This window comes from Streptomyces tauricus, from assembly GCF_014650955.1.
Lineage (GTDB): Bacteria > Actinomycetota > Actinomycetes > Streptomycetales > Streptomycetaceae > Streptomyces > Streptomyces tauricus.
This window is the reverse complement of sequence record NZ_BMVY01000014.1, coordinates 151,688-176,005: the sequence shown is the minus strand read 5'-3', so window position 1 is coordinate 176,005 and position 24,318 is coordinate 151,688. Positions and strand designations below refer to the sequence as shown.

18 protein-coding genes are annotated in these 24,318 nt (G+C 70.8%); 5 read left to right on the top strand and 13 right to left on the bottom strand.

Annotated features, from left to right (window positions below; all coding sequences use genetic code 11):
* Positions 1-161: 161 nt before the first annotated feature.
* Genes galK through galT form a run of 3 tightly spaced genes read right to left on the bottom strand, consistent with a single transcriptional unit; the run spans position 162 to position 3,360 of the window.
* Positions 162-1,325: a galactokinase gene (gene galK / locus IE278_RS22530; protein WP_189775041.1), complete on the bottom strand. Its 1,164-nt coding sequence runs from the start codon at positions 1,323-1,325 to the stop codon at positions 162-164.
* The gene (galE, locus tag IE278_RS22525) at positions 1,325-2,302 is read right to left on the bottom strand and encodes a UDP-glucose 4-epimerase GalE (protein ID WP_189775039.1); all 978 of its coding nucleotides are present in this window, start codon (positions 2,300-2,302) and stop codon (positions 1,325-1,327) included. Before galE ends, galK begins: the two co-directional genes overlap by 1 nt.
* Positions 2,299-3,360 carry a galactose-1-phosphate uridylyltransferase gene (gene galT, locus IE278_RS22520; protein WP_189775037.1) on the bottom strand — a complete coding sequence of 354 codons (1,062 nt, stop codon included), beginning with the start codon at positions 3,358-3,360 and terminating at the stop codon, positions 2,299-2,301. The genes galE and galT overlap by 4 nt, the downstream gene beginning before the upstream one ends.
* 123 nt (positions 3,361-3,483) lie before the next feature.
* Here galT and IE278_RS22515 point away from each other — a divergent pair, with 123 nt between their 5' ends.
* A complete protein-coding gene (locus IE278_RS22515) occupies positions 3,484-5,199 on the top strand; it encodes a sodium:solute symporter family protein (protein WP_189775035.1) in 1,716 nt (571 codons plus the stop codon).
* 88 nt (positions 5,200-5,287) lie between these two features.
* Positions 5,288-5,602, top strand: coding sequence for a hypothetical protein (locus tag IE278_RS22510; protein ID WP_189775033.1), 315 nt, complete (start codon positions 5,288-5,290; stop codon positions 5,600-5,602).
* Between the two features lie 168 nt (positions 5,603-5,770).
* Here the strand turns inward: IE278_RS22510 and IE278_RS22505 are convergent, their stop codons facing one another.
* The 10 genes from IE278_RS22505 to rsmI form a co-directional block, all read right to left on the bottom strand.
* Positions 5,771-6,475 (bottom strand): helix-turn-helix transcriptional regulator, encoded by a 705-nt coding sequence (locus IE278_RS22505; RefSeq protein ID WP_189775031.1) that lies wholly within the window; start codon positions 6,473-6,475, stop codon positions 5,771-5,773.
* 546 nt (positions 6,476-7,021) lie between these two features.
* Complete coding sequence (locus IE278_RS22500) at positions 7,022-8,866, bottom strand: outer membrane protein assembly factor BamB family protein (RefSeq protein WP_189775029.1); 1,845 nt, start codon at positions 8,864-8,866, stop codon at positions 7,022-7,024.
* 120 nt (positions 8,867-8,986) lie between these two features.
* Entirely contained in the window at positions 8,987-10,912 is a 1,926-nt protein-coding gene (locus IE278_RS22495) for an outer membrane protein assembly factor BamB family protein (protein WP_189775027.1), read from the bottom strand.
* 212 nt (positions 10,913-11,124) lie between these two features.
* Positions 11,125-12,933, bottom strand: a complete 1,809-nt coding sequence (locus IE278_RS22490; protein WP_189775025.1) for an ABC-F family ATP-binding cassette domain-containing protein — start codon at positions 12,931-12,933, stop codon at positions 11,125-11,127.
* 292 nt (positions 12,934-13,225) lie between these two features.
* On the bottom strand, positions 13,226-14,125 hold the full coding sequence (locus IE278_RS22485; RefSeq protein ID WP_189775069.1) for a 4-(cytidine 5'-diphospho)-2-C-methyl-D-erythritol kinase: 900 nt from the start codon (positions 14,123-14,125) through the stop codon (positions 13,226-13,228).
* A 26-nt stretch (positions 14,126-14,151) separates the two neighbouring features.
* Positions 14,152-15,012 (bottom strand): 16S rRNA (adenine(1518)-N(6)/adenine(1519)-N(6))-dimethyltransferase RsmA, encoded by an 861-nt coding sequence (gene rsmA, locus IE278_RS22480; protein ID WP_189775023.1) that lies wholly within the window; start codon positions 15,010-15,012, stop codon positions 14,152-14,154.
* Positions 15,013-15,425: 413 nt separating this feature from the next.
* Positions 15,426-17,024 carry a resuscitation-promoting factor gene (locus tag IE278_RS22475; RefSeq protein WP_189775021.1) on the bottom strand — a complete coding sequence of 533 codons (1,599 nt, stop codon included), beginning with the start codon at positions 17,022-17,024 and terminating at the stop codon, positions 15,426-15,428.
* 180 nt (positions 17,025-17,204) lie between these two features.
* Positions 17,205-18,074, bottom strand: a complete 870-nt coding sequence (locus IE278_RS22470) for a TatD family hydrolase (RefSeq protein WP_189775019.1) — start codon at positions 18,072-18,074, stop codon at positions 17,205-17,207.
* Between the two features lie 143 nt (positions 18,075-18,217).
* Positions 18,218-18,739: a hypothetical protein gene (locus IE278_RS22465; protein ID WP_189775017.1), complete on the bottom strand. Its 522-nt coding sequence runs from the start codon at positions 18,737-18,739 to the stop codon at positions 18,218-18,220.
* A gap of 462 nt (positions 18,740-19,201) precedes the next feature.
* Positions 19,202-20,077, bottom strand: a complete 876-nt coding sequence (gene rsmI / locus IE278_RS22460) for a 16S rRNA (cytidine(1402)-2'-O)-methyltransferase (protein WP_189775016.1) — start codon at positions 20,075-20,077, stop codon at positions 19,202-19,204.
* 62 nt (positions 20,078-20,139) lie between these two features.
* Between rsmI and IE278_RS22455 the strand changes: the two genes are divergently transcribed.
* From IE278_RS22455 to IE278_RS22445, 3 genes are all read left to right on the top strand, one after another.
* Positions 20,140-21,882, top strand: a complete 1,743-nt coding sequence (locus tag IE278_RS22455) for a dolichyl-phosphate-mannose--protein mannosyltransferase (RefSeq protein ID WP_189775014.1) — start codon at positions 20,140-20,142, stop codon at positions 21,880-21,882.
* A gap of 116 nt (positions 21,883-21,998) precedes the next feature.
* Positions 21,999-22,457 (top strand): nuclear transport factor 2 family protein, encoded by a 459-nt coding sequence (locus tag IE278_RS22450; RefSeq protein ID WP_189775006.1) that lies wholly within the window; start codon positions 21,999-22,001, stop codon positions 22,455-22,457.
* Positions 22,458-22,635: 178 nt separating this feature from the next.
* Positions 22,636-24,270, top strand: coding sequence for a penicillin-binding transpeptidase domain-containing protein (locus IE278_RS22445; protein WP_189775004.1), 1,635 nt, complete (start codon positions 22,636-22,638; stop codon positions 24,268-24,270).
* Positions 24,271-24,318 lie beyond the last annotated feature (48 nt).

The following is a 24,318-nucleotide window of genomic DNA, read 5'->3' as shown; positions in this document are numbered from 1 at the left end:
TTCTCGCCCCCGTTGTCCTCAAACGCCGGACGGGCTGAAAGATATCCGCCGGTCCGGCGACATCTCAGCCCCTCCGGCGTTTGAGGAGCGGGGGTTCGGGGGCTGGCCCCCGAGACGTGGACGGGAACGGGAAGGGGCGGCGGGGGCGAGGGCCAAGCGCGTCAGGCCACCCGGCGGGCGCCTTCCGACGGGACCGCCGGGAAGACGCGCGGCGCCGTGTATCCCGCCGTCGCGAACGCCTCCTCCACCGCCTTCGTGACCGTGTCCGCGTCCGCCGACTCGACCAGGACGACGGCCGAGCCGCCGAAGCCGCCGCCCGTCATCCGCGCGCCCAGCGCGCCCGCCTGGTTCGCCGTAGCGACGGCGAGGTCCAGCTCCGGGCAGGAGATGCGGAGGTCGTCGCGGAGCGAGGCGTGGCCGGCCGTCAGGACGGGGCCGATCGCCCGGATGTCGCCCGCGTCGAGCAGGGCGATGACCTGCTCGACCCGGTGGTCGTCAGAGACCACATGGCGTACGTAGCGACGCACCCGCTCGTCCGAGAGGCGGGCCAGCGCCGCGTCCAGGTCCTCGTACGCCAGGTCGCGCAGGAACGGGACGCCCAGCTGCCGCGCACCCTCCTCGCAGCCCTCCCGCCGCTCCGCGTACGCCCCGTCGCCCAGCGCGTGCTTGACGCGGCTGTCGACGACGAGGAGTTGCAGGCCCTGCGACGGCAGGTCGAAGGGGACCTGGCGGATGGACAGGTCGCGGCAGTCGAGGTGGAGGGCGTTGCCCTCCGTGCAGCACGCGGACGCGGTCTGGTCCATGATTCCGCAGGGCACGCCCACGAAGTCGTTCTCGGCGCGCTGGGCGACCCGGGCCAGCTCGGGCCCGGTGAGGCCGAGTTCGTACAGGTCGTTCAGGGCCAGGGCCGTCACCACCTCCAGCGCGGCCGAGGAGGACAGGCCCGCGCCCGTCGGGACGGTCGAGGCGAGGTGGATGTCCGCGCCCGTGACGGCGTGCCCCGCCGAGCGCAGGACCCAGACGACACCGGCCAGGTAGGCCGCCCAGCTGGTGTTCGTCAGCGGGGCGAGGTCGTCGACGTGCAGTTCGACGACCGGGCCCTCGATGTCGGCCGAGTGCAGGCGCAGGACACCGTCGTCACGGCGCGAGACCGCCGCCACCGCGGTGTGCGGCAGCGCGAGCGGCATGACGAAGCCCTCGTTGAAGTCGGTGTACTCACCGATCAGGTTGACCCGGCCGGGCGCTGCCCAGATCCCCTCGGGAGCGGTCCCGTACAGCTTCTCGAAGCCGCCGCGGACCTGCTGAACCGCTTCCTCTGCCCCCACTAGTGCCCCTCCGCCTTCACATCGTTGCGCTGTGCGAACTCCCACGCGTCCGCGACGATTCCCGCGAGATCCGCGCGGGACGGGTTCCAGCCGAGCCGTTCACGGGCCGTGGCCGCCGAGGCGACGAGGACCGCCGGGTCGCCGGCCCGGCGCGGGGCCGCGACCTCGGGGATCGGGTGTCCGGTCACCTTGCGGACGGTCTCGATCACCTCGCGGACCGAGAAGCCGTTGCCGTTGCCGAGGTTGCAGATCAGGTGCTCGCCCGGCTGCGCGGCGGCGACCGCCAGGAGGTGCGCCTCCGCGAGGTCGGCCACGTGGATGTAGTCGCGGACGCAGGTGCCGTCCGGCGTCGGGTAGTCGTCGCCGTAGACCGAGATGGCCTCGCGGCGGCCCTGGGCGACCTGGAGGACGAGCGGGATGAGGTGCGACTCGGGGTCGTGCCGCTCACCGCAGGACCCGTACGCGCCCGCCACGTTGAAGTAGCGCAGCGAGACGGCGGCGAGCCCGTGCGCGGCGGCCTCGCCCGTGATCATGTGGTCGACGGCCAGCTTCGAGGCGCCGTACGGGTTCGTCGGGGACGTCGGCGCGGACTCGGTGATCGGGGTCGTCTCCGGCTCGCCGTACGTCGCCGCCGTGGAGGAGAAGACCAGCCTGCGCACGCCCGTCTCACGCATCGCGGCGAGCAGCGCCATCGTGCCGCCGACGTTGTTGTCCCAGTACTTCTCGGGCTTCACGACCGACTCGCCGACCTGCGAGAACGCGGCGAAGTGCAGCACCGCGTCGTACGAGGAGTCCAGCCACTTGGCGGCGTCGCGGATGTCGCCCTCGACGAAGGCGGCCCCGGCCGGGACGCCCGCGCGGAAGCCGGTGGAGAGGTTGTCGAGGACGGTCACCTCGTGGCCCGCCTCCAGCAGGTGCTGGGCGACCACGCTTCCCACATAGCCCGCACCGCCGGTGACCAGGTACTTCCCACTCATGAACTCGCTACCTCTCGCAGTCGCTGGGCCGCGGTCTCCGGCGGCACGTCGTTGATGAACACGTTCATGCCGGACTCGGAACCCGCGAGGAACTTCAGCTTGCCGGAAGTGCGGCGGATGGTGAAAAGCTCGAGGTGGAGCGCGAAGTCCTCACGCACCACTCCGTCGAACTCCTCCAGCGTGCCGAACGGCGCCTGGTGCCAGGCCGAGATGTACGGCGTCGGAGGCTCACCTTCGCCGAAGATCCGGTCGAAGCGCCTCAACAGTTCCAGATAGACCTGGGGGAACTCTGTGCGCGCCCCCTCGTCCAGGCCCAGCAGATCGGGCACGCGGTGGCGGGGGTACAGGTGCACCTCGTACGGCCAGTGCGCCGAGTACGGCACGAAGGCCACCCAGTGCTCGGTCTCCAGGACGACCCGCTCGTCGGCGAGTTCCCGCTCCAGCACGGCGTCGAAGAGATTCTCCCCGCCCGTCGCCTCCTTGTGCGCGGCCAGCGAGCGCAGCATCAAAGCCGTTCGAGGCGTCGTGAACGGGTAGGCGTAGATCTGCCCGTGCGGGTGGCCGAGGGTCACACCGATCTCGGCGCCGCGGTTCTCGAAACAGAACACCTGCTCCACGGAGGGGAGATGGGACAGCTCTGCCGTACGGTCGGTCCACGCGTCCAGGACCAGAGCCGCCTGTTCCTCGGTCAGATCGGCGAAGGACGCGTCGTGGTTCGAGGTGAAGCAGACGACCTCGCACCGCCCGGAGTCCCCGGCCAGCGACGGGAAGCGGTTCTCGAACACCGCGACGTCGTACGAGGAGTCCGGGATCTCGCTCAGCCGGTCGCCCTGGGACGGGCACAGCGGACATTCGTCGGCCGGCGGGTGGTAGATGCGGCCCTGGCGGTGCGAGGCGATGGCCACCGCGTCACCGAGCAGCGGGTCGCGCCGTACCTCCGAAGTGGTGACCGTCCGATCGAGCGGGCGCCGGTCCACCGCGTCGCGCACGGTGTCGTCGCGCGAGTCGTAGTAGATGAGCTCACGACCGTCGGCCAGCCGGGTCGAGGTCTTCTTCACGCCGGACTCCCCATCCCTAACCCGATCAAACCAATAAACAGAATCAAACACATCAAACCACAAACCCCCACGTACGTCACCACCACAACCGAACAAAGAACACCAAGGTGAAGTGAGAGCAGGATGCAGACCCCCACAAACCTGACCACAGACCCGGCCGCACACCTGGCCGCAGACCTCGCCGCGGAGCTGCGGCTCCCCACCAACTGGCTCGACTACACGATCCTGGCGATCTACTTCGTCGTCGTGCTCGGCATCGGCTTCGCCGCCCGGCGCTCGGTGAGGACCAGCCTCGACTTCTTCCTCTCCGGGCGTTCACTGCCCGCCTGGGTGACCGGACTGGCCTTCGTCGCCGCCAACCTCGGCGCCACCGAGATCCTGGGCATGGCCGCCAACAGCGCGCAGTACGGCGTCTACACCGTGCACTGGTACTGGATCGGCGCCATCCCCGCCATGGTCTTCCTGGGCCTGGTGATGATGCCCTTCTACTACGGATCGAAGGTCAGATCCGTCCCCGAGTTCCTGCTGCTGCGCTTCGACAAGGGCGCGCACCTGCTCAGCTCCGTACTGTTCGCCTTCGCCGCCGTCCTCATCGCGGGTGTGAACCTCTACGCGCTCGCCATCGTCGTCGAGGCGCTGCTCGGCTGGCCGGAGTGGGTGTCGATCGTCGTCGCGGGCGCCTTCGTGCTCGCGTACATCACCCTCGGCGGTCTGTCGTCGGCGATCTACAACGAGGTCCTGCAGTTCTTCGTCATCCTCGCCGCGCTCATCCCGCTCACGGTGCTCGGCCTGAAGAAGGTCGGCGGCTGGGACGGTCTGACCGACTCCCTCACGGCGAGCCACGGCAGCGACTTCACCACCGCGTGGGGCGGCACCGGCATCGGCAGCGACAACCCGCTCGGCGCGAACTGGCTGACCATCGTGCTCGGCCTCGGCTTCGTGCTCTCCTTCGGCTACTGGACGACCAACTTCGCCGAGGTGCAGCGTGCCCTGTCCGCGAAGAACCTCTCCGCGGCCCAGCGCACCCCGCTCATCGCCGCGTTCCCGAAGATCTTCATCGTGTTCCTGGTCATGATCCCCGGGCTTGTCGCGGCCGTGCTCGTACCGAAGATCGGGACGCCCGGCTCGGACCTCCAGTACAACGACGCGATCCCGTACCTGATGGAGGACCTGCTCCCCAACGGCGTCCTAGGCATCGCGGTGACGGGCCTCCTCGCGGCGTTCATGGCGGGCATGGCGGCCAACATCTCGTCCTTCAACACCGTCTTCACCAACGACATCTGGGGCAAGTACGTGAAGCGGGACGAGGAGGACGCGTACTACGTGCGCTTCGGCCGTCTCATCACGGCGATCGGCGTGCTGGCGTCGATCGGCACGGCGTTCCTCGCCTCGTCCTTCTCGAACATCATGAGTTACCTCCAGACGCTGTTCTCCTTCTTCAACGTGCCGATGTTCGTCGTCTTCATCGTCGGCATGTTCTGGAAGCGCGCGTCCATGAAATCCGGCTTCTGGGGCCTGCTCGCCGGCACGACGGCCGCGATGGTCAACTACTTCGTCCTCTACAAGCAGGACATCATCGGCATCCCCTCCGACCAGGGCGCCAACTTCGTCTCCGCGATCGCCGGTTTCGTGGCCGGCGCGGTCGTGATGTTCGCCGTCTCCCTCTTCACCGCGCCGAAGCCGGAGGCGGAGCTGCGCGGGCTGGTGTACGGGACCAGCTCGCCCGGCATGGAGGAGCCGGCCGGGTCGGGCGACGAAGCCTGGTACCGCAGCCCGGCGCTGCTTGGCTGGGGCGCCATCATCCTGGCCGCCGCCTGCTACATCCCGTTCTCGTTCTGACCACGGACCACGGACCACTGACAACCGACAACCGATCACCGACCACTGACACTGACACTGACACTGACCACTGGAGGATCGGCAGCACATGAGCGAGCACTCCGAGCGTGACGTCCACCGCGAAGTCACCGATCTGCAGGGCAAGTCGGCCACCGCGGCCCGGCTCTTCGACATCCGCCGCATCATCGGCGGCCTCTTCGTGGTCTACGGGATCATCGTGACGATCGCCGGGATCACCGCGTCCGACGCCGACATCGACAAGGCCGAGGGCGTCAACATCAACCTCTGGACCGGGCTGGGCATGCTGGCCCTCGGGCTGTTCTTCCTGGGGTGGCTGTGGCTGCGGCCTACGGCACCCCCGGTGCCGGACGAATCCTCCGCGGACGGGCCCACGGCGGTGTGACGTTCGGCGGGGGCCCTCCGCCGTCCGGCCCTCCGCCGTTCGTCTTACGCAGGCCGGTGAGGCTGAGCGCACAGTTCCCCGCGCCCCCTCGGGGGCGCGGTTGCGCGCCGGCCTCAACCGCAACCCCGACCCCAGCCCCAACCCCGGCCCCAACCGCAGCCCGGGTGCTCAGAGGTCCTGGGCCTGGCCCGTCTCCGAGTGCTGGGAGACCGGGCCCGCCCGGTCCAAAAGGCCCGTGCGGGCCGCCAGGGCCGCCGCCTCCAGTCGGGAGCCCACGCCCAGCTTCATCAGTACCCGCTGCACATGCGTGCGGGCGGTGCTCGGCGCTATGCCCATACCGGCCGCGATGAGCCGCGTGTCCTCGCCGTCGGCCACCCGCACCAGCACCTCCACCTCGCGGGGCGTCAGCATCTGGAGCAGCCGCTGCCCCTCGTCGTCGGGCTGCGCGGCCGGGTTGAGGAGCTCGCTGAAGGCACCCTGGAGGAGCTGCGGCGCCACCGCGGCCTCCCCGGCGCGTGCCTTCATGATGGCGCGCTCGACACCCTCTATCCGCTCGTCGTGCCGTACGTAACCGGAGGCGCCGGCGGCGAACGCGGCGGCGATGCCCCGCGGGTTGGGCACCGGCCCGAGGACCAGCACCGCGACCTGCGGGCGCTCCCGTTTGATCTTCACCACCGGGTCGAAGATGCCCGGTTCGGCAGGCGTGGCCGTGCCGATCAGGCACACCTCCGGCGCCCTCGTGATGACCAGCTCCGCCGCTCCCGCGGCAGGCGCGGCCGCGGCCAGCACGCGGTGCCCGCGCAGTTTCAAGGCCGAGGCGAGCGCCTCGGCGAGCAGTCGGTGGTCGTCGACCACCATGAGCCGCACTCCCATCGAGCCCAACCCCCCAGTCCCCCCAGGATCCCTACTGGTACCCCATGGATAGGAGCCCCCCGGCTCTCCATCCCCCGGAAGCTACACGCTTGTTCGACGTTGCGCTCCCCCCAGTGAGGAGAAGTGCCCCGGATTGTCAATATTCATCTCTTTTGTGGAACGCCGCACAGGGAGACAACCTCCCCGCGCCGACACACGGGTATACACCCGGAGTTTCCTTTGATCATGGGTCGCCGTCGAGAGCGGAGGAGCAACTTGCCACACTCCGCAGCGAACACGTCTGACCCGGATCACTGCGTGACCGCCCCGTACCGCCCTGTATCGCCTTTGGACCATTTCACGGCTGCCTTTTTTCCCCGTGAATCACCCGAATCGGATCAGCCGGAGCGGATCAGGCGGAGCGGATGAGGCGGACCAGACGGATCTGCGCCGGGGGCGGCGCGAGAAACCCGGAACGCCCCTGCCACCCGGTGGGCGGGTGACAGGGGCGTTCCGTGGACCGCGGCCGGTGACCGCGGACCGTGGACCGCGGGGGCGTCGCGCGTCCTACTTCGCGCCGAGCCCGATCGCCACGTAGTCCTTCTCGTCCTTGGAGTACGGGGCGCTGACCAGGTCCTCGGCCATGAAGAGCCGGCCGCCGGTGTACAGCATCTCCGACGACTTGGGCACCATTCCGCTGATCGCGCTGCGGACCTGGTCGGTGGCCGGGGTCTCCAGGAGCTTGGTCTCCTTGAAGGTCTTGCCGTCGATGGAGACGACCTGGGAACCCTTGTCGTAGGGGCCGTTCTTGTACGCGATGATGTCGGTGCCGTCCATCCGGACCGGCCAGATCTCGTAGCCGTCACCGGCGTCGGCCCGGTCGCTCGTGGACTTGCCGGTGGCCAGCGAGAAGGACACGATCTCGTTGACCCTGCTGTACTTCTCGGTGCCCTCGTGCTGCTTGGTGGGCACGTACAGCTTGTCGTTGCCGACCGAGATCGCCTTGCAGTCGTGGACCTTGTTCACAGCGCAGTCGTGCTCGTACTTGCCGTCCTCCAGCGTGATCTTCGCGCGCAGCTTGCCGCTGTCGTCCAGCGAGAAGACGTCCGTCGCGCCGGACGCGGTGATGGAGTCGAGTCCGTCACCGGAGTCCACGCCGAAGACGACCGGCTTGGTGGAGATGATCTTGGCGTTGTTGATGCCCGTGGGGAGCTTGAAGCTCCACTTGACGGTGCCCGTCTTCGGGTCGAGCCGCTGGACCTCGTACGCCTCCTTGCCGTAGGCGCCGCACTTGCGGACCGCGACCAGCTGCTCGCCGCCCGCGTAGCCGACGTCCTCGCACGTGCCGACCTTCGGCTGCCACAGGACCTTGCCGTCGGCGATGTCGAAGGCGGCGCCGCCGTCGAGGCCGGAGCCCACGGCGACCGTGGTGCCGGAGATGCTGGCCTCCTTGAACTTGGCCTTCTCACCGCCCCCCGGAGCCACGGACTTCGTCCACAGGGCCTTGCCCGTGTTCACGTTGAAGGCCGTGACCTCGGTGCACGACGGGTACGGGTCGGCCTTGGTGCGCTTGGCGTCCTCCGCGACCACCACGGCGACACCGTCCTTGGTCACCTCGGGCGAACCGGCGCAGGTAAGGCCCGTCAGCGGCAGGGACCAGATCTCCTTGCCGGTGTCCGGGTCGTGGCCGACGACCTCGCGCACGCCGGCCTTGGCGTACACCTTGTCCGTCAGCCAGGAACCCTCCACGCTCCAGACGTCCTTCTTGGGGACCTCGGGCGCGGGCAGCTGGAAGAGGACCTTCGCGCTGGTGCTGGACGGCACCTTCTCCGAGCCGCCGCCACCGCCCGCGCCGTCGTCGCCGCTGTCGCCGTCCTTGCCCTCGGTGCCGCCGGGGCCCGCGGAGGTGTCCCTGTCGTCGTCCTTGGACGAGTTCGCGTAGTAGACACCGCCGCCGACGATCAGCGCGATCGCCACCACGGCCGCGACGATGATCGCCGCCTGGGCACCGAACTTCTTGCCGCCCTGCGGGGCCTGCGGCTGCATCGGCATGGTGTTCGGCTGCGGATAGCCGTACGGGGGCTGCTGCCCCGGGTAGCCGTACCCCTGCGGCGGCTGCTGGCCCGGGTAGCCGTAGCCCGGCTGGGTCGGCGGCTGCGGGGGCCCCTGCGGGTAGCCGTACGGCTGCTGCGGCGGTCCCTGCGGCGCTCCGGGCGGGCCGGCCGGGGGCGGCGTCTGAGGGGGCGACTGAGGCGGCGGCGCCTGCGGGTAGCCGTAGCCGGGCTGCGGCTGCTGCGGGGGTCCGGCGGGCGGCGTGGGCGGACCGAACCCACCCGGGGGCGGGTCCTGCGGGGCGCCGAAACCGCCTCCCTGCGGCGGCTGGTTCGGCGGCGGGGGCGGCGGCTGGCTCATGACGTGAGTACCTCGATACGAAGGGGACGGAAGGGAAGCGGGAGGCGCGAGAGACGCAGGTGGGACGGACGCGGACGTGCACGCGACACGCGCAGAGGTCGGAGGCGGAGGCGGGCACGGTCACTTGCCGTAGGCCAGCATCAGCTTCTCCTTCGACTCGTCGTTGCCCGTCAGCCGGGTGGTGGAGAGGTAGAAGCGCCCGTCCACGTAGTCGACGGCCTTCGAGAAGAAACCGTTCTCCACATCCGCCGCGCCCTGCGGGTTCTGCAGCAGCGTCTTCGGGGTGTGCGAACCGCCGCCGGTCGGGACCGAGACGATCCGGCCGCCCGCGTCGTACGAGGGCTCCACGTACGCGACGAGGTTCGTGCCGTCCATCCTCAGAGGCAGCATCGTCTCGTCCGCGGGGGACTTGACGCGCCACTTCTCCTTGCCGGTCTCCAGGCTGACCGCGACGACCTCGTTGGCCCCGCTCTTCGCCTCGGTGGGCAGATAGAGGGTGTTGGCGTCGGCCGCCACGCCCACGCAGCTCTGGAGGTCACGCGAGAGGATCGCCCAGCCGCACTGCGGCGCGAACGACTCGTCGACGTCGAGCTGCGAACGGGCCGTGCCGTCGTTCTTCAGCGTGGTGACGTTCCACTGCTTCTTGTCCGCGTTGGTGAGGTAGAGGACGACGGGGTCGACGGAGTAGGCGCGCTCCACGCGCCAGCCCTTGGGGATCTTCTTGGTCCACTTGGCCTTGCCGGTCGCCGGGTCGAGCTCCTGCACCTCGTCGTGCTCGTCGTCGCCGCCCGCGCCGCAGGAGGAGACGGAGAGCAGCTTGGCGCCGCCCGCGAACGCCGACGGGAAGCAGGCGTTGCTGTACCTCTTCTTGTCGAAGAGCTTGTCGCCGCTGTCCGTGTCGTAGCCGAGGCCGGACTGGGAGCGGCCGACCATCAGGGTGTCCCCGGAGATGTTCAGGCTCAGGGAGAGGGAGCTGTCGAACAGCTCACCCTTCGGGATCTCCTTCGTCCAGCCCTTCTTGCCGGTGGCGAGGTCGATCTCCACGAGCTGGTTGCACTCGGCGGTGTCCTTGGTGCCTTCCTTGTACGCCACGAAGACCTTGTCGTCGGACGTCTTCTGGGCGGACGCGGCACAGATCGGCTGCTCGAACGTGATCGCGGGCCAGCTGACCTTGCCGTCGTCGACGTTGTAGGCGAGGAGCTGCTTGTACGCGGCCTTCACGGCGACCTTGTCCGTGATCCACATACCGGGGGCGTCGGCGCCGGAACCGGGCGCGTCGGGCGCCTCCTTGTACCAGAGCACCTTCGACTCGCCCGCCTGGCGGCCCGCGTTGAGGTCCTCGGAACCGGCGTTGCCGTCGCCGTCGCCGTCGCCGGGGTTGATGGGCGCGTCGGACCCGGAGGGCTTGGCGTCCTGGCTCTTGTCGGCGACGGGCTTCTTCTCGCTGCCGCCGTCGTCACCGCCGGTGAGGGCGACGACCGTGCCGCCGACGACGAGCACCGCCGCCAGCGCGGCCCCGATGATCACGGCGGGCTTCCCCTTGAAGGGACCGCGTGAGCCACCGCCGGGCGGAGTACCGGGCCCGCCCGGGAACTGCGGCTGCGTCGGGTAGCCGTAACCGGGCTGCTGCTGGCCGTAGGGGCCCGCCTGCTGACCGTAGGGCCCCGGCTGCTGCTGACCGTAGGGACCGGGCTGCGCGTACGGGCCCGGCTGCTGCGGATAGCCGTACGGCCCCGGCTGCTGCGGCTGTCCGTACGGGCCGGGCTGCTGCTGCTGCTGCGGATAGCCGTAACCGGGCGCGGGCGGCGGCGGGGAGCCCGGCGCGCCCTGCGGAGGCGGGGGCGGCGGTGTCTGCGGGGCGCCCTGGGGTGCTCCGTGCGGGGGCGGCGGGCCGGCCGGCGGCTGAGCGGGCGGCGGAGGCGTGGCTCCTTGCGCATCCCGCGGGTCCTGCGGGCCTTGCGGAGGCCCGAAGCCGCCCTGCGGCGGCGGATCCTGCGGCGCTCCGAACCCGCCCTGCTGCGACGGCTTTTCAGGCGGCTGAGTCATCAGCGCGTTCCCCCTCTTCACTGATTTTTAGCCATGCCCTGCAGTACGCACCGCAGCGGGCGATGCACTCACAGTGGTTGTCATAGAGCCTGAGAGTGTTCCCAGACGGCTCTTTCTATCACCCTGGAGCGCTCGAACACCGGGCCGGTTCTTCCCTGTTTCCAAGGGAGAACCGGCCCGTGATGCCCTCGTTACGCTTGTTCACGCGCTCTTCACGCGTCGTCGGCGAGCTCCAGCCAGCGCATTTCCAACTCCTCGCGCTCGGTGGCCAGTTCGCGCAGCTCGCTGTCCAGTTTAGCCACCTTCCCGAAGTCCGTGGCGTTATCGGCGATTTGAGTGTGGAGCTTGCTCTCCTTCTCGGAGATCTTGTCCAGCTGCCGCTCGATCTTCTGGAGTTCCTTCTTCGCGGCGCGGTCCTCCTTGGCCGACGCGGCGGCGGGGGAACCACCCTTTTCCGCCACCGGGGCCGAGGCCGCGGCGGCCTCCTCCATCTTGTGGCGTCGCTCCAGGTACTCGTCGATACCGCGCGGCAGCATCCGCAGGGTCGCGTCGCCGAGGAGCGCGAACACCCGGTCGGTGGTGCGCTCGATGAAGAACCGGTCGTGGGAGATCACGATCAGGGAGCCCGGCCAGCCGTCGAGGAGGTCCTCCAGCTGGGTGAGGGTCTCGATGTCGAGGTCGTTCGTCGGCTCGTCGAGGAAGAGGACGTTCGGCTCGTCCATCAGCAGCCGCAGGATCTGCAGCCGCCGGCGCTCACCACCGGACAGGTCACCGACGGGCGTCCACTGCTTCTCCTTGTTGAACCCGAAGGTCTCGCAGAGCTGGCCCGCGGTCATCTCCCGGCCCTTGCCGAGGTCGACCCGGTCGCGGACCGCCTGGACGGCCTGCAGCACGCGCAGGTTCGGGTCGAGTTCGCCGACCTCCTGGGAGAGGTAGGCGAGCTTGACGGTCCGGCCGGTGACGACCCGGCCCGCGGCGGGCTGCGTCTCACCGTCGGAACGGGCGGCCTCGGCCATGGCGCGCAGGAGAGAGGTCTTCCCGGCGCCGTTCACCCCGACCAGACCGATCCGGTCGCCAGGACCGAGCTGCCAGGTCAGATGCTTGAGGAGCACCTTGGGCCCGGCCTGCACGGTGACGTCCTTCAGCTCGAAGACCGTCTTGCCGAGCCGGGACGAGGCGAACTTCATCAGCTCGCTGCTGTCGCGGGGCGGCGGCACGTCCGCGATCAGCTCGTTGGCGGCCTCGACGCGGAAGCGCGGCTTGGACGTACGGGCGGGGGCGCCGCGGCGCAGCCAGGCCAGCTCCTTGCGGACCAGGTTCTGCCGCTTGACCTCCTCGGTGGCGGCGATGCGCTCCCGCTCGGCGCGCGCGAAGACGTAGTCGGTGTAGCCGCCCTCGTAGTCGTAGACGGCACCCTTCTGCACGTCCCACATGCGGGTGCAGACCTGGTCGAGGAACCACCGGTCGTGGGTGACGCAGACGAGGGCGGACCGGCGCTCGCGCAGATGCTGCGCCAGCCAGGCGATGCCTTCCACGTCGAGGTGGTTGGTGGGCTCGTCGAGGATGATGAGGTCCTGCTCCTCGATGAGCAGCTTGGCCAGCGCGATGCGCCGCCGCTCACCGCCGGAGAGCGGTCCGATCACGGTGTCGAGGCCCTGCGGGAAGCCGGGCAGGTCGAGCCCGCCGAACAGGCCCGTGAGTACGTCCCTGATCTTGGCGTTGCCCGCCCACTCGTGGTCGGCCATGTCCCGGATGACCTCGTGCCGGACGGTGGCCGCGGGGTCCAGGGAGTCGTGCTGGGTGAGCACGCCGACATGCAGGCCGCCCGAGTGCGTCACACGCCCGGAGTCGGCCTCTTCCAGCTTCGCGAGCATCCGGATGAGCGTGGTCTTGCCGTCACCGTTTCGGCCGACCACCCCGATCCGGTCCCCTTCGGACACGCCGAGGGAGACTCCGTCGAGCAGCGCACGGGTTCCGTACACCTTGCTGACCTGCTCGACATTGACCAGATTGACGGCCATCGCACTCCTGACAAGGGGGATCGATCGACCTTCCAGGGTAGTCGCCCGGAAGGATGATCCTTCCGCCCTCCCAAAAGGGACGGCGGCACACGGTGGGGAACGCCCCATGGAGGGCGCCCGATAGGGGCGCGGGGAACGGCGCAGTCTTTCGCCTTTAGGGGCGCGGGGAACGGCGCAGTCTTTTAGGGGCGCAGCCCCAGGGGCGCGGGGAACGGCGCAGTCTTTGCCTTCAGGGGCGCGGGGAACGGCGCAACCGGCCCCCACCGACCCACAGCCGACACGACCGTGCAGGTCACAGCACGACGGCTCCCGGCACGGGCCCCACAGCCACGCGCGCAGCGCGACAGACCCCGGACGCCAGCAGCGCCTCCGCCACCTTCCCCGCCGACTCCCCGTCCGAGACAAGAAACGCGGTGGTGGGCCCGGACCCGGAAACGATCGCGGCCAACGCCCCGCCCTCGACCCCGGCGGTCAACGTCGATTCCAAGGACGGCCGCAAGGACAACGCGGCACCCTGCAGATCATTGGACACGGCCCCGGCCAACGCCAGGGCGTCCCCCGAGGCCAACGCCTCGAGAAGCGCCCCGGAGGCAACCGGCTCAGGCACCGCCACCCCCGCATGGAGCCGGTCGAACTCCCCGTACACCGCCGGCGTCGATAGCCCCCCGTCGGCCACGGCGAACACCCAGTGGAAGGTCCCCCCGACCTCCAGAACCCGCAGTTTCTCCCCCCGCCCGGTCCCGAGCGCGGCCCCGCCGACGAGGCTGAACGGCACATCGCTGCCGAGCTCGGCGCAGATCTCAAGAAGCTCGTCCCGCGAGGCCCCCGTACCCCAGAGGGCGTCGCAGGCGACGAGCGCGCCCGCGCCGTCGGCGGAACCGCCCGCCATGCCTCCGGCGACCGGGATGTCCTTCGCGATGTGGATGTGCACGTCGGCCCGGCGCCCGTACCGCGCGGCCAGCTTCTCCACGGCCCGCGCCGCCAGATTCGTACGGTCGAGCGGCACCTGGTCCGCGTCGGGCCCCTCGCAGGTCACCCGGAGGGCGTCGGCGGGGGTCACCGTCACCTCGTCGTAGAGCCCGACGGCGAGAAACACATTGGCGAGGTCATGGAACCCGTCGGCCCGCGCGCCCCCCACGGCCAACTGAACATTGACCTTGGCGGGAACCCGTACGGTCACGCCACCCCGCACGTCACCCGTCACAGCACCCGTCACGCTCACTGCTTGTTCTCCGCGATCCGTGCGAACTCCTCCACCGTCAGGGACTCGCCCCGCGCCTGCGGCGAGACCCCCGCGGCGACCAGCGCGGCCTCGGCGGCGGGCGCCGAACCGGCCCAGCCGGCCAGCGCGGCCCGCAGCGTCTTGCGCCGCTGGGCGAAGGCGGCGTCCACGACGGCGAAGACCTCGCGCTGGGAGGCGGTCGTCTTCACCGGCTCCGCGCGGCGGACGAGCGAGACGAGCCCGCTGTCGACGTTCGGGGCGGGCCAGAAGACGTTGCGGCCGATGGAGCCGGCCCGCTTGACCTCGGCGTGCCAGTTCGCCTTCACGGAGGGCACGCCGTAGACCTTCGAGCCGGGCGGCGCGGCGAGCCGGTCGGCGACCTCCGCCTGCACCATCACGAGCGTGCGCTCGATGGTGGGGAAGGTGTCGAGCATGTGCAGCAGCACGGGCACGGCGACGTTGTACGGGAGGTTCGCGACCAGAGCCGTCGGGGCGGGGCCCGGCAGTTCGGTGACCTGCATGGCGTCCTCGTGGACGAGCGAGAAGCGCTCGGCGCGTTCCGGCATGCGGGCGGCGATCGTGGCGGGCAGCGCGCCCGCGAGGGTGTCGTCGATCTCGACGGCGACGACGCTCTCGGCCGCCTCCAGGAGTCCCAGGGTCAGGGACCCGAGGCCCGGTCCGACCTCGACGACCACGTCCTCGGGACGGACGCCGGCGGTCCGGACGATGCGCCGCACGGTGTTGGCGTCGATGACGAAGTTCTGACCGCGCTGCTTGGTGGGCCGTACGCCGAGCGCTGCCGCGAGTTCGCGGACGTCGGCGGGACCCAGAAGGGCGTCGGAGGCGGGGCTGGTCACGCCCCAAGGGTAAGGGTGCCCACCCCCACCCCCCGCCCACGGGTGTTACGCCCGCACTGCAGAGCCGGGCCACACCCCCCCTCGCCAGGGACGCGGGGACCGGCGCGCCCAGCCCTCACCGCACGCGCGGACAAAACCCCGCCCACCCGCGGCACAGCCCGCTTTCAAGGGGCGCGGGGAACTGCGCGCCCAGCCCTCACAGGGCGCACGGGCAAAACCCCGCCCACCCAGGGCGCACCCCGCTTTCAAGGGGCGCGGGGAACTGCGCGCTCAGCGCTCACCGCGCCGCGGACAAAACCCCGCCCACCCAGGGCGCAGCCCCGCCTTTCAGGGGCGCGGGGAACTGCGCGAACGCCCCCACCGGGCCCGCGGACGACGGGGGTTCGGGGGCGGAGCCCCCGTAGCGATGCCCCCTACAAGCGCCCTCCACAGTGGGGCCACGGACTCGCCCCCCGCCGCACATACAACTTCTTCGCCCGAAACGTCTGCTCCGCCGCGGAAGCGTCCTGCGGCCTCCCCACCCCACCCAACGCCTGCCAGGTCCGCGTATCGAACTGATACAGCCCCCCGTACGTCCCGGACGCGTCGACCGCCCCCGGCCGCCCCCCGGACTCACAGTGGGCGAGCCCCTCCCAGTTCAGGCGGTCGGCGCCCTCCACGGACGTGGGAAGCGGCTTCGTCCCCACCTTCACCACCTGCGCACGCGGCTCGCGCACCACCTCGGACCGCAGCCGCCGCGGCTTCTGCTCGACACCGTTGACGGTCCGCAGGGAGTACGTGACGCGCCGCAGCCCGGGCCGCCCCGCCTGCTCCACCACCTCGGTGCCCCGGAACAGCCCGGGATCCTCGGTCCGCCGTACCTCGAAGGGCAGCGACTCCTCACGGATCTCCTTCGTGCCGGTGATCCGCATGACCGTCACCGTCTGCCCGTCACGCGGGAAACTGTCGGCCGGGACGGAGAGGGTGTCCTGGCCGTGCAGCGTGATCCCGGCCTCGTCCACGGTCTCGCGGACCGTCGCCGCGTTCGTACGGACCGTCCGCGCCTGTCCGTCCGCCATGACCGTCACGGTCCGCTCGGTACGGACGTCGAGCGCGAGCCCCGCCCGCCCGATCCGCCGGGCGCGCGGCACCGACAGGTACGCGCCCTCCGCGCGCACCCCGAGTTCCCGCAGCGCCTCGTCCACGGTGTGCGCGGTGGTCCACTCGTGGCTCGACCGCCCGTCCAGGGTGAGCCGCAGAGGCCGCCCGTACCGTACGGCGATCTCCTCACCGCTGGTCAGCGCGGTGCCGGGGGCGGGGGCCACCACGTCATGGGCGCCCACCCGGACCCCTTCGTCGGCGAGCAGCTCACCCACGTCGTCCGCGAAGGTGTGCAGGGTGCGGGGCTTGCCGTCGACGGTCAGTTCGATCGCCTTGTCGTCGGCGACGAAGGCCGAGGTGCCGCCCGCGAGGAAGGCCACGACCAGCGCCTGCGGGAGCAGTTTCCGTACGTCGGGCCGCTCCGCGCTCCTGCGACGCCGCGCGGCCCGCCGGGCCTCGGCACGCCCACCGGACCGGCTCGACCCGCCGAACGGTTCGCCGAACAATTCCGTGGCCGGTTCCGTGGCCGGTTCGGGGGACGGATCCACGGGCAGTTCGGTGGTCGGCGCGAGAGGCACCGCCTGCCGCGGAAGCGTCGGCGCGTCCGGGAACCAGGCCTCACCGGGGCGCACGTGACCGTAACCGTGCCCGTACTCGTGTCCGTACGCGGGCCCGTGATCGAGCTCGTACGCGTACACAGGCCCGTGCCTGCTCCCGTGCTCGTACGCGGGCACGTGCTCATGCTCGTGCCCCTGCTCGTACGCGGGCCGATACGTGTCCGGATATCCGTGGCCGTACGGCTCGTGGCTGCCGTACTCGGCGTGCCCGTGCGCCGAATTCAGGTACGGGTTCGAACTCAGGCTCGGACTTGGGCTCGGACTCGGGCTCGGACTCGGACTCGGGCCATACGTCTCGTACTGCGGACTGCTCACGACGACACGCTCCAGAAGACCGGTGGAGAGAGGTACGCCCGCGGGGCTCCTTCGGGTTGAGGGGAGGCGGGTGGGCGGACAGAACCTAGCGGAGCGTTCGTCACTCTCCAAAGCAGCGCGACTACAGCGGGTGGCGAAGCGCCCTGGGCCGGGCCCTGGGAGCGCGATGTCCGTTATGGGTCAGTAATCGAACGCCCGGGCAGTGTTCGCCGAGAGCGCCGTCGCCAGCACGTCCTCGTCGAGCCCCCGTACGGCGGCCATGGCGCGGACCGTGACCGGAATGAGATAGGGGGCGTTGGGCCGTCCGCGGTACGGGACGGGAGTCAGGAAGGGCGCGTCGGTCTCGACGAGGACGAGTTCGAGCGGCGCCACGGCGAGGGCGTCGCGCAGCGGCTGCGCGTTCTTGAAGGTCATGTTCCCGGCGAACGACATGTAGTAGCCGGCGCGGGCGCAGACCGCCGCCATCTCCGCGTCCCCGGAGTAGCAGTGGAAGACGGTCCGCTCGGGCGCGCCCTCCTCCTTCAGGATCCGCAACACGTCGGTGTGGGCGTCCCGGTCGTGGATGACGAGTGCCTTGCCGTGCCGCTTGGCGATCTCGATGTGCGCCCGGAAGGACCGCTCCTGCGCGGCCATGCCCTCGGGTCCGGTGCGGAAGTAGTCGAGGCCGGTCTCGCCGACGCCCTTGACCTGGGGCAGGGCGGCGAGCCGGTCGATCTCGGCGAGCGCCTCGTCCAGCGCGCCCGCGCCACCGGCCACCCTGGCACCCTGCCGGGACCATCCGTCGGGATCGCCATGCACGATCCGCGGCGCCTCGTTCGGGTGGAGGGCGACGGTCGCGTGGACGGCGTCGTACGCGGCTGCCGTCTCGGCCGCCCAGCGCGAGCCCTTCAGGTCGCAGCCCACCTGCACGACCGTCGTCACGCCGACGGACGCGGCCTTGGCGAGCCCTTCCTCGACCGTGCCGGACTGCATGTCGAGATGGGTGTGCGAGTCGGCCACCGGTACCCGCAGCGGGTCCGGCAGGGGCGGGGCTTCGGCGTTGGAAGGCATACCCCGATCCTACGAAGGGGCCCTCCCGGCGACGGAACGCCGGGTCCCGCCTCGCGGGGAAGCGGTCCGCGAGGCGGGAACCCGGCGCCCGTGCCGCGGGGTTGCCGCGCTCCCGGGATGCCGTGCCGCCGGGCGCCCTGGAGTCACCCCGCCTTGCGGTGGTGGAACGGGTGCAGCAGATCGGAGAGGTGCCAGTGGTGCGCGGCCTTGGGCATCGCGCCCGCCTCCGGCAGCTGGGCCGCGCCCGGCGACTGCGCCGCGTCCGCCGGCATCGCGGCAGCCGTGGCGGAGGCCGTGGTGGCGGGGGCCTTCGCGGCGGCCGGGGCGCGCTTCATCGGCGGTACGGACAACGCGCGGCGCATCGAGTTCTGCGCCGAGGACACCTGGCCGGCCCGCATGATGCGCAGGATGTGCCCGTCGCAGTTCACGCAGCTCGGCCGGCTCAGCGGCGACGGCACGACCAGGCCGTCCGCCACGTACGTCACGAACTCGGCTCCCTCGGCGTCGAAGTGGTGCTCGATCTCGTACGACTGCTCCCAGCCGTGCCCGCAGCGCATGCAGGCGAAGGAGTACGACTCGTGGACCGTGTCGGTGGCCGTGACGGCGTCGGCGCGGTGTGCGGGTCCGCCGGTGATCCGACCGGGCTGTCCTGCGATCTCGCTCATGCCGGCTCCTCTTGCCGCTGGACGAGGACGGGTCTGTCCTTCCTCCAGTGGACGCCTCCGCCGACGTGAACGCACCGGACCTGTCGAGTGTTGGAGCCGTCTTGGCCGTTCCTTGTCGGAGGGCCCCCGATACCCGGTCCGGGCTTTGCCTTGGACGGCGGTCCTTTGCCCGCGCATGGGCCGGTGCGCTCCCCTGTGAAATCGTGCGCTCCCCTGAGGACCCGCGCGCTCCCTCAACTGGGCCGGCCCCGCCCTCTCTCAGCAGGTCACGCCCTCATTCGCGCGCTCGTCGCGGGGGTCGCTCAGAAGGTCGCTCCGGGGGCGCGGGGCGTCGCTCCCGGGGGGCCTGGGCGGTCAATTGGGACGCCGCCCCCGGGGGCGCCGGAGGTCGATCAGGACGCCGCTCCCGGCGGGCCCAGCGCTCGGATCAGTGCGCCGCTCCGGAAGGGCACAGAAGCTCGATCAGGGCGCCGCGCGTTCGGCGTTCTTCGCCGCGACGACCGCGTCGAAGACCTCCCGCTTGGGTACGCCCGCGTCCGCGGCGACGGCGGCGATCGCCTCCTTGCGCCGCTCCCCCGCCTCCTCGCGCACCCGCACCCTGCGCACCAGTTCGCCGGCGTCCAGCACCTCGGTCTTCTCCGGGGCGCCCTCGACGACGACGGTGATCTCGCCGCGTACGCCCTCGGCGGCCCAGACGGCCAGCTCCCCGAGGGGCCCGCGCTTGACCTCCTCGTACGTCTTGGTCAGTTCGCGGCAGACGGCGGCCCGCCGCTCGGCCCCGAACACCTCGGCCATCGCGGCGAGCGTGTCGTCGAGCCGGTGCGGGGCCTCGAAGAAGACGAGCGTGCGGCGCTCGTCCCCGACCTCCCGCAGCCGCGACAGCCGTTCGCCGGCCTTGCGGGGCAGGAAGCCCTCGAAGCAGAACCGGTCCACGGGCAGCCCGGACAGCGCGAGCGCGGTGAGTACGGCGGACGGCCCCGGTACGGCCGTGACCTTGATGTCCTTCTCCACGGCGGCGGCGACGAGCCGGTAGCCGGGGTCGGACACGGACGGCATCCCGGCGTCCGTCACGAGCAGCACGCGCGCGCCGCCCACCAGCGCCTCGACCAGTTCGGGCGTACGGGCGGACTCGTTGCCCTCGAAGTACGAGACGACCCGTCCGGTCGGCTGTACGTCGAGGCCCTGGGTCAGCCGGCGCAGCCGCCGGGTGTCCTCGGCGGCGATGACGTCGGCGCCCGCCAGCTCCGCCGCCAGCCGGGGCGGTGCGTCCGCGATGTCCCCGATGGGCGTGCCTGCGAGTACGAGGATTCCTGCCGCGGTTCCATCGGTTCCTGTCACGGTTCCATCCTCGCAGGGGCGGCCCGCGGGACTCACACAGACCTGTTCCCTACGATGGCGCGGTGACAAGTACCGCGTCCTCCACGGACACCCGGCAGGGACAGGGCGTCGAAGAGCAGCGGCCGCCGTGGCAGCAGCGGCTGCGCAGGTTCGGCTACGCGGCCGGATCCAGAGACGACGTCCGCGACCGCCTCGTGCCCGCGTACACCGAGCCCGGCCCACGTCTGTGGGCGGCGATCGGGCTCCGCCAGGAGGCCGCCGAACGCATCGTCCGCTGGTCGGCATGGGGCGGCCCGCTGCTCATCACGCTGCTGGCGGGCCTGATGCGGTTCTGGAACCTGGGCAGCCCGAAGGCGGTGATATTCGACGAGACGTACTACGCCAAGGACGCCTGGGCGCTCATCCACCGCGGATTCGAGGTCAACTGGGCCAAGGACGCCAACGAGCTGATCCTGCAGAACGGCGGGGACGTCCGCATCCCGACGGACGCCGCCTACGTGGTCCACCCCCCGGTCGGCAAGTACGTCATCGGGCTCGGCGAGTGGATGTTCGGGTTCACGCCGTTCGGCTGGCGGTTCATGACGGCCCTGCTCGGCACGCTGTCCGTGCTGATGCTGTGCCGGATCGGCCGGCGCCTGTTCCGCTCGACGTTCCTCGGCTGCCTGGCCGGCGCGCTGATGGCGGTGGACGGCCTGCACTTCGTGATGAGCCGCACCGCGCTGCTCGACCAGGTGCTGATGTTCTTCGTCCTCGCGGCGTTCGGCTGCCTGGTCGTCGACCGCGACAAGACCCGAGAACGGCTGGCCGCGGCGCTTCCGCGGGACGCCGACGGAGTCGTACGCCCGAACGCGGAGGCAGCCCGGAACACCCTTCTCGGCCGCCGCCCCTGGCGCCTGCTCGCGGGCCTGATGCTCGGCCTCGCCATCGGCACCAAGTGGAACGGCCTGTACGTACTGGTCGCGTTCGGCCTGATGACGGTCCTGTGGGACGTCGGCTCACGCCGCGTGGCGGGCGCCCGCCGCCCCTACCGGGCAGTCCTCAAACACGACGTGGGCTGGGCGTTCCTCTCGACGGTCCCGGTAGCGGTCATCACGTACCTCGCCTCCTGGACGGGCTGGTTCTTCTCGGCCACCGACGGCAAGGGCGGCTACTACCGGAACTGGGCCACGGCCGACGGCCGCACCAGCGACTGGGGCTGGCTGTTCCCCGACTGGTGGCGCAGCCTGTGGCACTACGAGACCCAGGTGTACGACTTCCATGTCGGCCTGCACTCGCCGCACACGTACCAGTCGAACCCGTGGAGCTGGATCGTCACGGGCCGCCCGGTCTCGTACTTCTACGAGTCGCCGCTGCCCGGCAAGGACGGCTGCCCGACGGACGCGGGCGAGAAGTGCGCCCGCGAGGTCCTGGCCCTCGGCACCCCGCTCCTGTGGTGGGCCGCGGCCTTCGCGATCCTCTACGTCCTGTGGCGCTGGCTCTTCCGCCGCGACTGGCGGGCGGGCGCGATCGTCTGCGGCATCGCGGCGGGCTACCTCCCGTGGTTCCTCTACCAGGAACGCACGATCTTCTTCTTCTACGCGGTGGTCTTCCTCCCCTTCCTGTGCCTGGCGGTGGCGATGATGACCGGCGCGATGCTGGGCCCCCCGGGCGCGACGGAACGCCGCCGAGTCATCGGCGCGGCATCCGCGGGCGTCCTGATCCTCCTGATCGCCTGGAACTTCATCTACTTCTGGCCGATCTACACGGGCGAGGCCATCCCGATCGACTCGTGGCGGGCCCGGATGTGGCTGGACACGTGGGTGTAGCCGGCCCATTACCCCCGGAGTAATCGACCCCTCCTCCCGCCCCCGGCAGGATCGGACACATCGACGGGGCCCCGCTCGGGGCCCCGGGATCCGGTCGCAGCAGCGAGGAGATCGTCATGTCCGTCACGTCTACTGCCGGCGACGCGAGTTCGGGTGTCAGTGACTCGTCCGTCGCCGACGCCACCCGGGCCTGTGTGCAGGAGTATCTTGCCGCTCGGCTCGCCGGGGACACCGGGCGGCTGGTCGCGCTGTTCGCCGATCGGGTCGACTGGCAGCTCGCCGCGAATCCGGTCGTGCCGTGGATCCGGCCGCGGTCCACGGCCGTCGAGTGCGGCGAGCAGTTCGAGGACATCATGAAGTACACCGTGCCCGAGGACGCGCGGGCCTCCGTCGACGTTCTCCTCGTCGACGGCACGGACGCCGTGCTGATGGGGCAGCTGTCGGGGACCGTGCGGGCGACGGGGAAGTCCTTCGAGGGGCCGTTCGCGCTGCGGCTGACCGTCGAGGACGGCCGGATCACCCGGCACCACCTCTACGAGAACAGCCTGTCGATCGCCGAGGCGTGCACCGCCTGACAGCCGGGCCCGTGCCGTCCGGCGCGGTCCTGCAGCCGAGGTTCGCGCGTTCGACGCGTCTAACGATCGGGGAACACCGCCCCCATCCGTCACTCTCCCCGCATACAGTGCGACGCAGGGACACCATTCTGAACGCGTTCAGAACGGTGCGCGGGGAGGATCGGGGAGGGGACGCGAGATGCGGAACGGGGTCAAGGTCGGCATCGTCGGCGGGGTGTTCGCCGTGATGGTGGGGGGCGCGGGGTACGGCGCGTACAACATCGTGAGCGCCGTCAGCGGGGACGGCGGATCGGCGGCGGCCGGTGCCGAGAAGACCGGGCCGCCCTCGGACGACGAGGTCGCGGAGACCTCCGAGAAGTTCTTCACGGCCTGGGAGCAGGGTGACGCCGCCACCGCCGCGGACCTGACCGACAACGCCCTCGCCGCCAAGGAACTGCTCATCGCCTACGGCGGCCAGGCACACATCGGGAAGGTGAAGATCACGCCCGGTACGGCAACGGGCGCGTCCGTGCCGTTCGAGGTGTCGGCCACCGTCTCGTACGAGGGCAGGAGCAAACCGCTCACGTACAAGAGCGAGCTGGGCGTCGTACGCGGGAAGACCACCGGGCGGGCGCTCGTCGACTGGCGGCCCTCCGTCCTGCACCCGGATCTCAAGACCGGTGACACCCTGCTCACGGGCGAGGCGGCGAGCCCGCCCATCGAAGCGGTGGACCGTGACGGCACCGTCCTGACGAAGGAGAAGTACCCCTCCCTCGGGCCCGTGCTCGACACCCTGCGCGACCGGTACGGCGACAAGGCGGGCGGCTCCCCCGGGGTCGAGCTCGCGATCCGGCACGCGAGCGAGGAGGCCGGTGACAGCCCGCTGGTGACGCTCGCCAAGGGCAAGGCGGGCAAGCTCCGTACGACGATCAGCGCGGGCGCGCAGGCCGCCGCGGAGAAGGCCGTCACGCGGTACGCGGAGTCGTCGGTCGTCGCCGTGAAGCCGAGCACCGGAGAGGTGCTGGCGGTCGCGAACCACCGCGGGGACGCCTTCAACGCGGCGTTCCAGGGCAAGGTCGCCCCCGGCTCCACCATGAAGATCGTCACCGCGGCGATGCTGATCGACAACGGCGTGACCGCGATGAACAGCCCGGCGCCCTGTCCGGCGACCGCCACCTGGCAGAGCCAGACATTCAAAAACCTCACGGGCATGGCGCCCGACGAGAAGGCCACGCTCGCCAACAGCTTCATGCGCTCGTGCAACACGGCCTTCGTGAAGCTCATCGACGGCTCCGACGAGCGGCCGCTCACGGACGAGTCGCTGACCACCGAGGCGCAGGAGCGGTTCGGTCTGGGCAAGGACTGGAAGACGGGCATCGTCTCCTTCGACGGGAGCGTCCCCGCCTCCGGCGGCCCGAACCGCGCCGCCAACGCCATCGGCCAGGGCGAGATCCAGATGAACCCGCTGAACATGGCGTCGGTCACGGCCACCGCTATCACGGGCACGTTCCGCCAGCCCTACCTCGTGTCGCCGAAGCTCGACGACCGTACGCTGGCCACCGCCCGCGGGCTGCCGTCCGGCACCGCCGCCCAGCTGAAGCAGATGATGCGCCTCACCGCGACCAGCGGCACCGGCGCCCAGGCCATGTCCGGGCTCGGCGGTGACATCGGCGCCAAGACCGGCTCCGCGGAGGTCGACGGCCAGAAGACGTCCGACAGCTGGTTCACCGGTTTCCGCGGCGACATCGCCGCCGCCGCCATGACGGAGGAGGGCGGCCACGGAGGGGACGCGGCGGGTCCGATTGTCGCAGCTGTGCTACGGACAGGTGGCTGAACTCACCCGCACAGGCCGGGACTCTAGGGTGGTGGCTCTCGTTCTAGT

What these genes read in the sequence shown, in the direction of transcription:
- IE278_RS22495 (WP_189775027.1), bottom strand. Translation starts at nt 10,912, where the DNA reads ATGACTCAGCCGCCTGAAAAGCCGTCGCAGCAGGGCGGGTTCGGAGCG.
- IE278_RS22450 (WP_189775006.1), top strand. Translation starts at nt 21,999, where the DNA reads ATGTCCGTCACGTCTACTGCCGGCGACGCGAGTTCGGGTGTCAGTGAC.
- IE278_RS22490 (WP_189775025.1), bottom strand. Translation starts at nt 12,933, where the DNA reads ATGGCCGTCAATCTGGTCAATGTCGAGCAGGTCAGCAAGGTGTACGGA.
- IE278_RS22500 (WP_189775029.1), bottom strand. Translation starts at nt 8,866, where the DNA reads ATGAGCCAGCCGCCGCCCCCGCCGCCGAACCAGCCGCCGCAGGGAGGC.
- IE278_RS22445 (WP_189775004.1), top strand. Translation starts at nt 22,636, where the DNA reads ATGCGGAACGGGGTCAAGGTCGGCATCGTCGGCGGGGTGTTCGCCGTG.
- galE (WP_189775039.1), bottom strand. Translation starts at nt 2,302, where the DNA reads ATGAGTGGGAAGTACCTGGTCACCGGCGGTGCGGGCTATGTGGGAAGC.
- IE278_RS22465 (WP_189775017.1), bottom strand. Translation starts at nt 18,739, where the DNA reads ATGAGCGAGATCGCAGGACAGCCCGGTCGGATCACCGGCGGACCCGCA.
- IE278_RS22470 (WP_189775019.1), bottom strand. Translation starts at nt 18,074, where the DNA reads ATGCCTTCCAACGCCGAAGCCCCGCCCCTGCCGGACCCGCTGCGGGTA.
- IE278_RS22515 (WP_189775035.1), top strand. Translation starts at nt 3,484, where the DNA reads ATGCAGACCCCCACAAACCTGACCACAGACCCGGCCGCACACCTGGCC.
- IE278_RS22510 (WP_189775033.1), top strand. Translation starts at nt 5,288, where the DNA reads ATGAGCGAGCACTCCGAGCGTGACGTCCACCGCGAAGTCACCGATCTG.
- IE278_RS22505 (WP_189775031.1), bottom strand. Translation starts at nt 6,475, where the DNA reads ATGGGAGTGCGGCTCATGGTGGTCGACGACCACCGACTGCTCGCCGAG.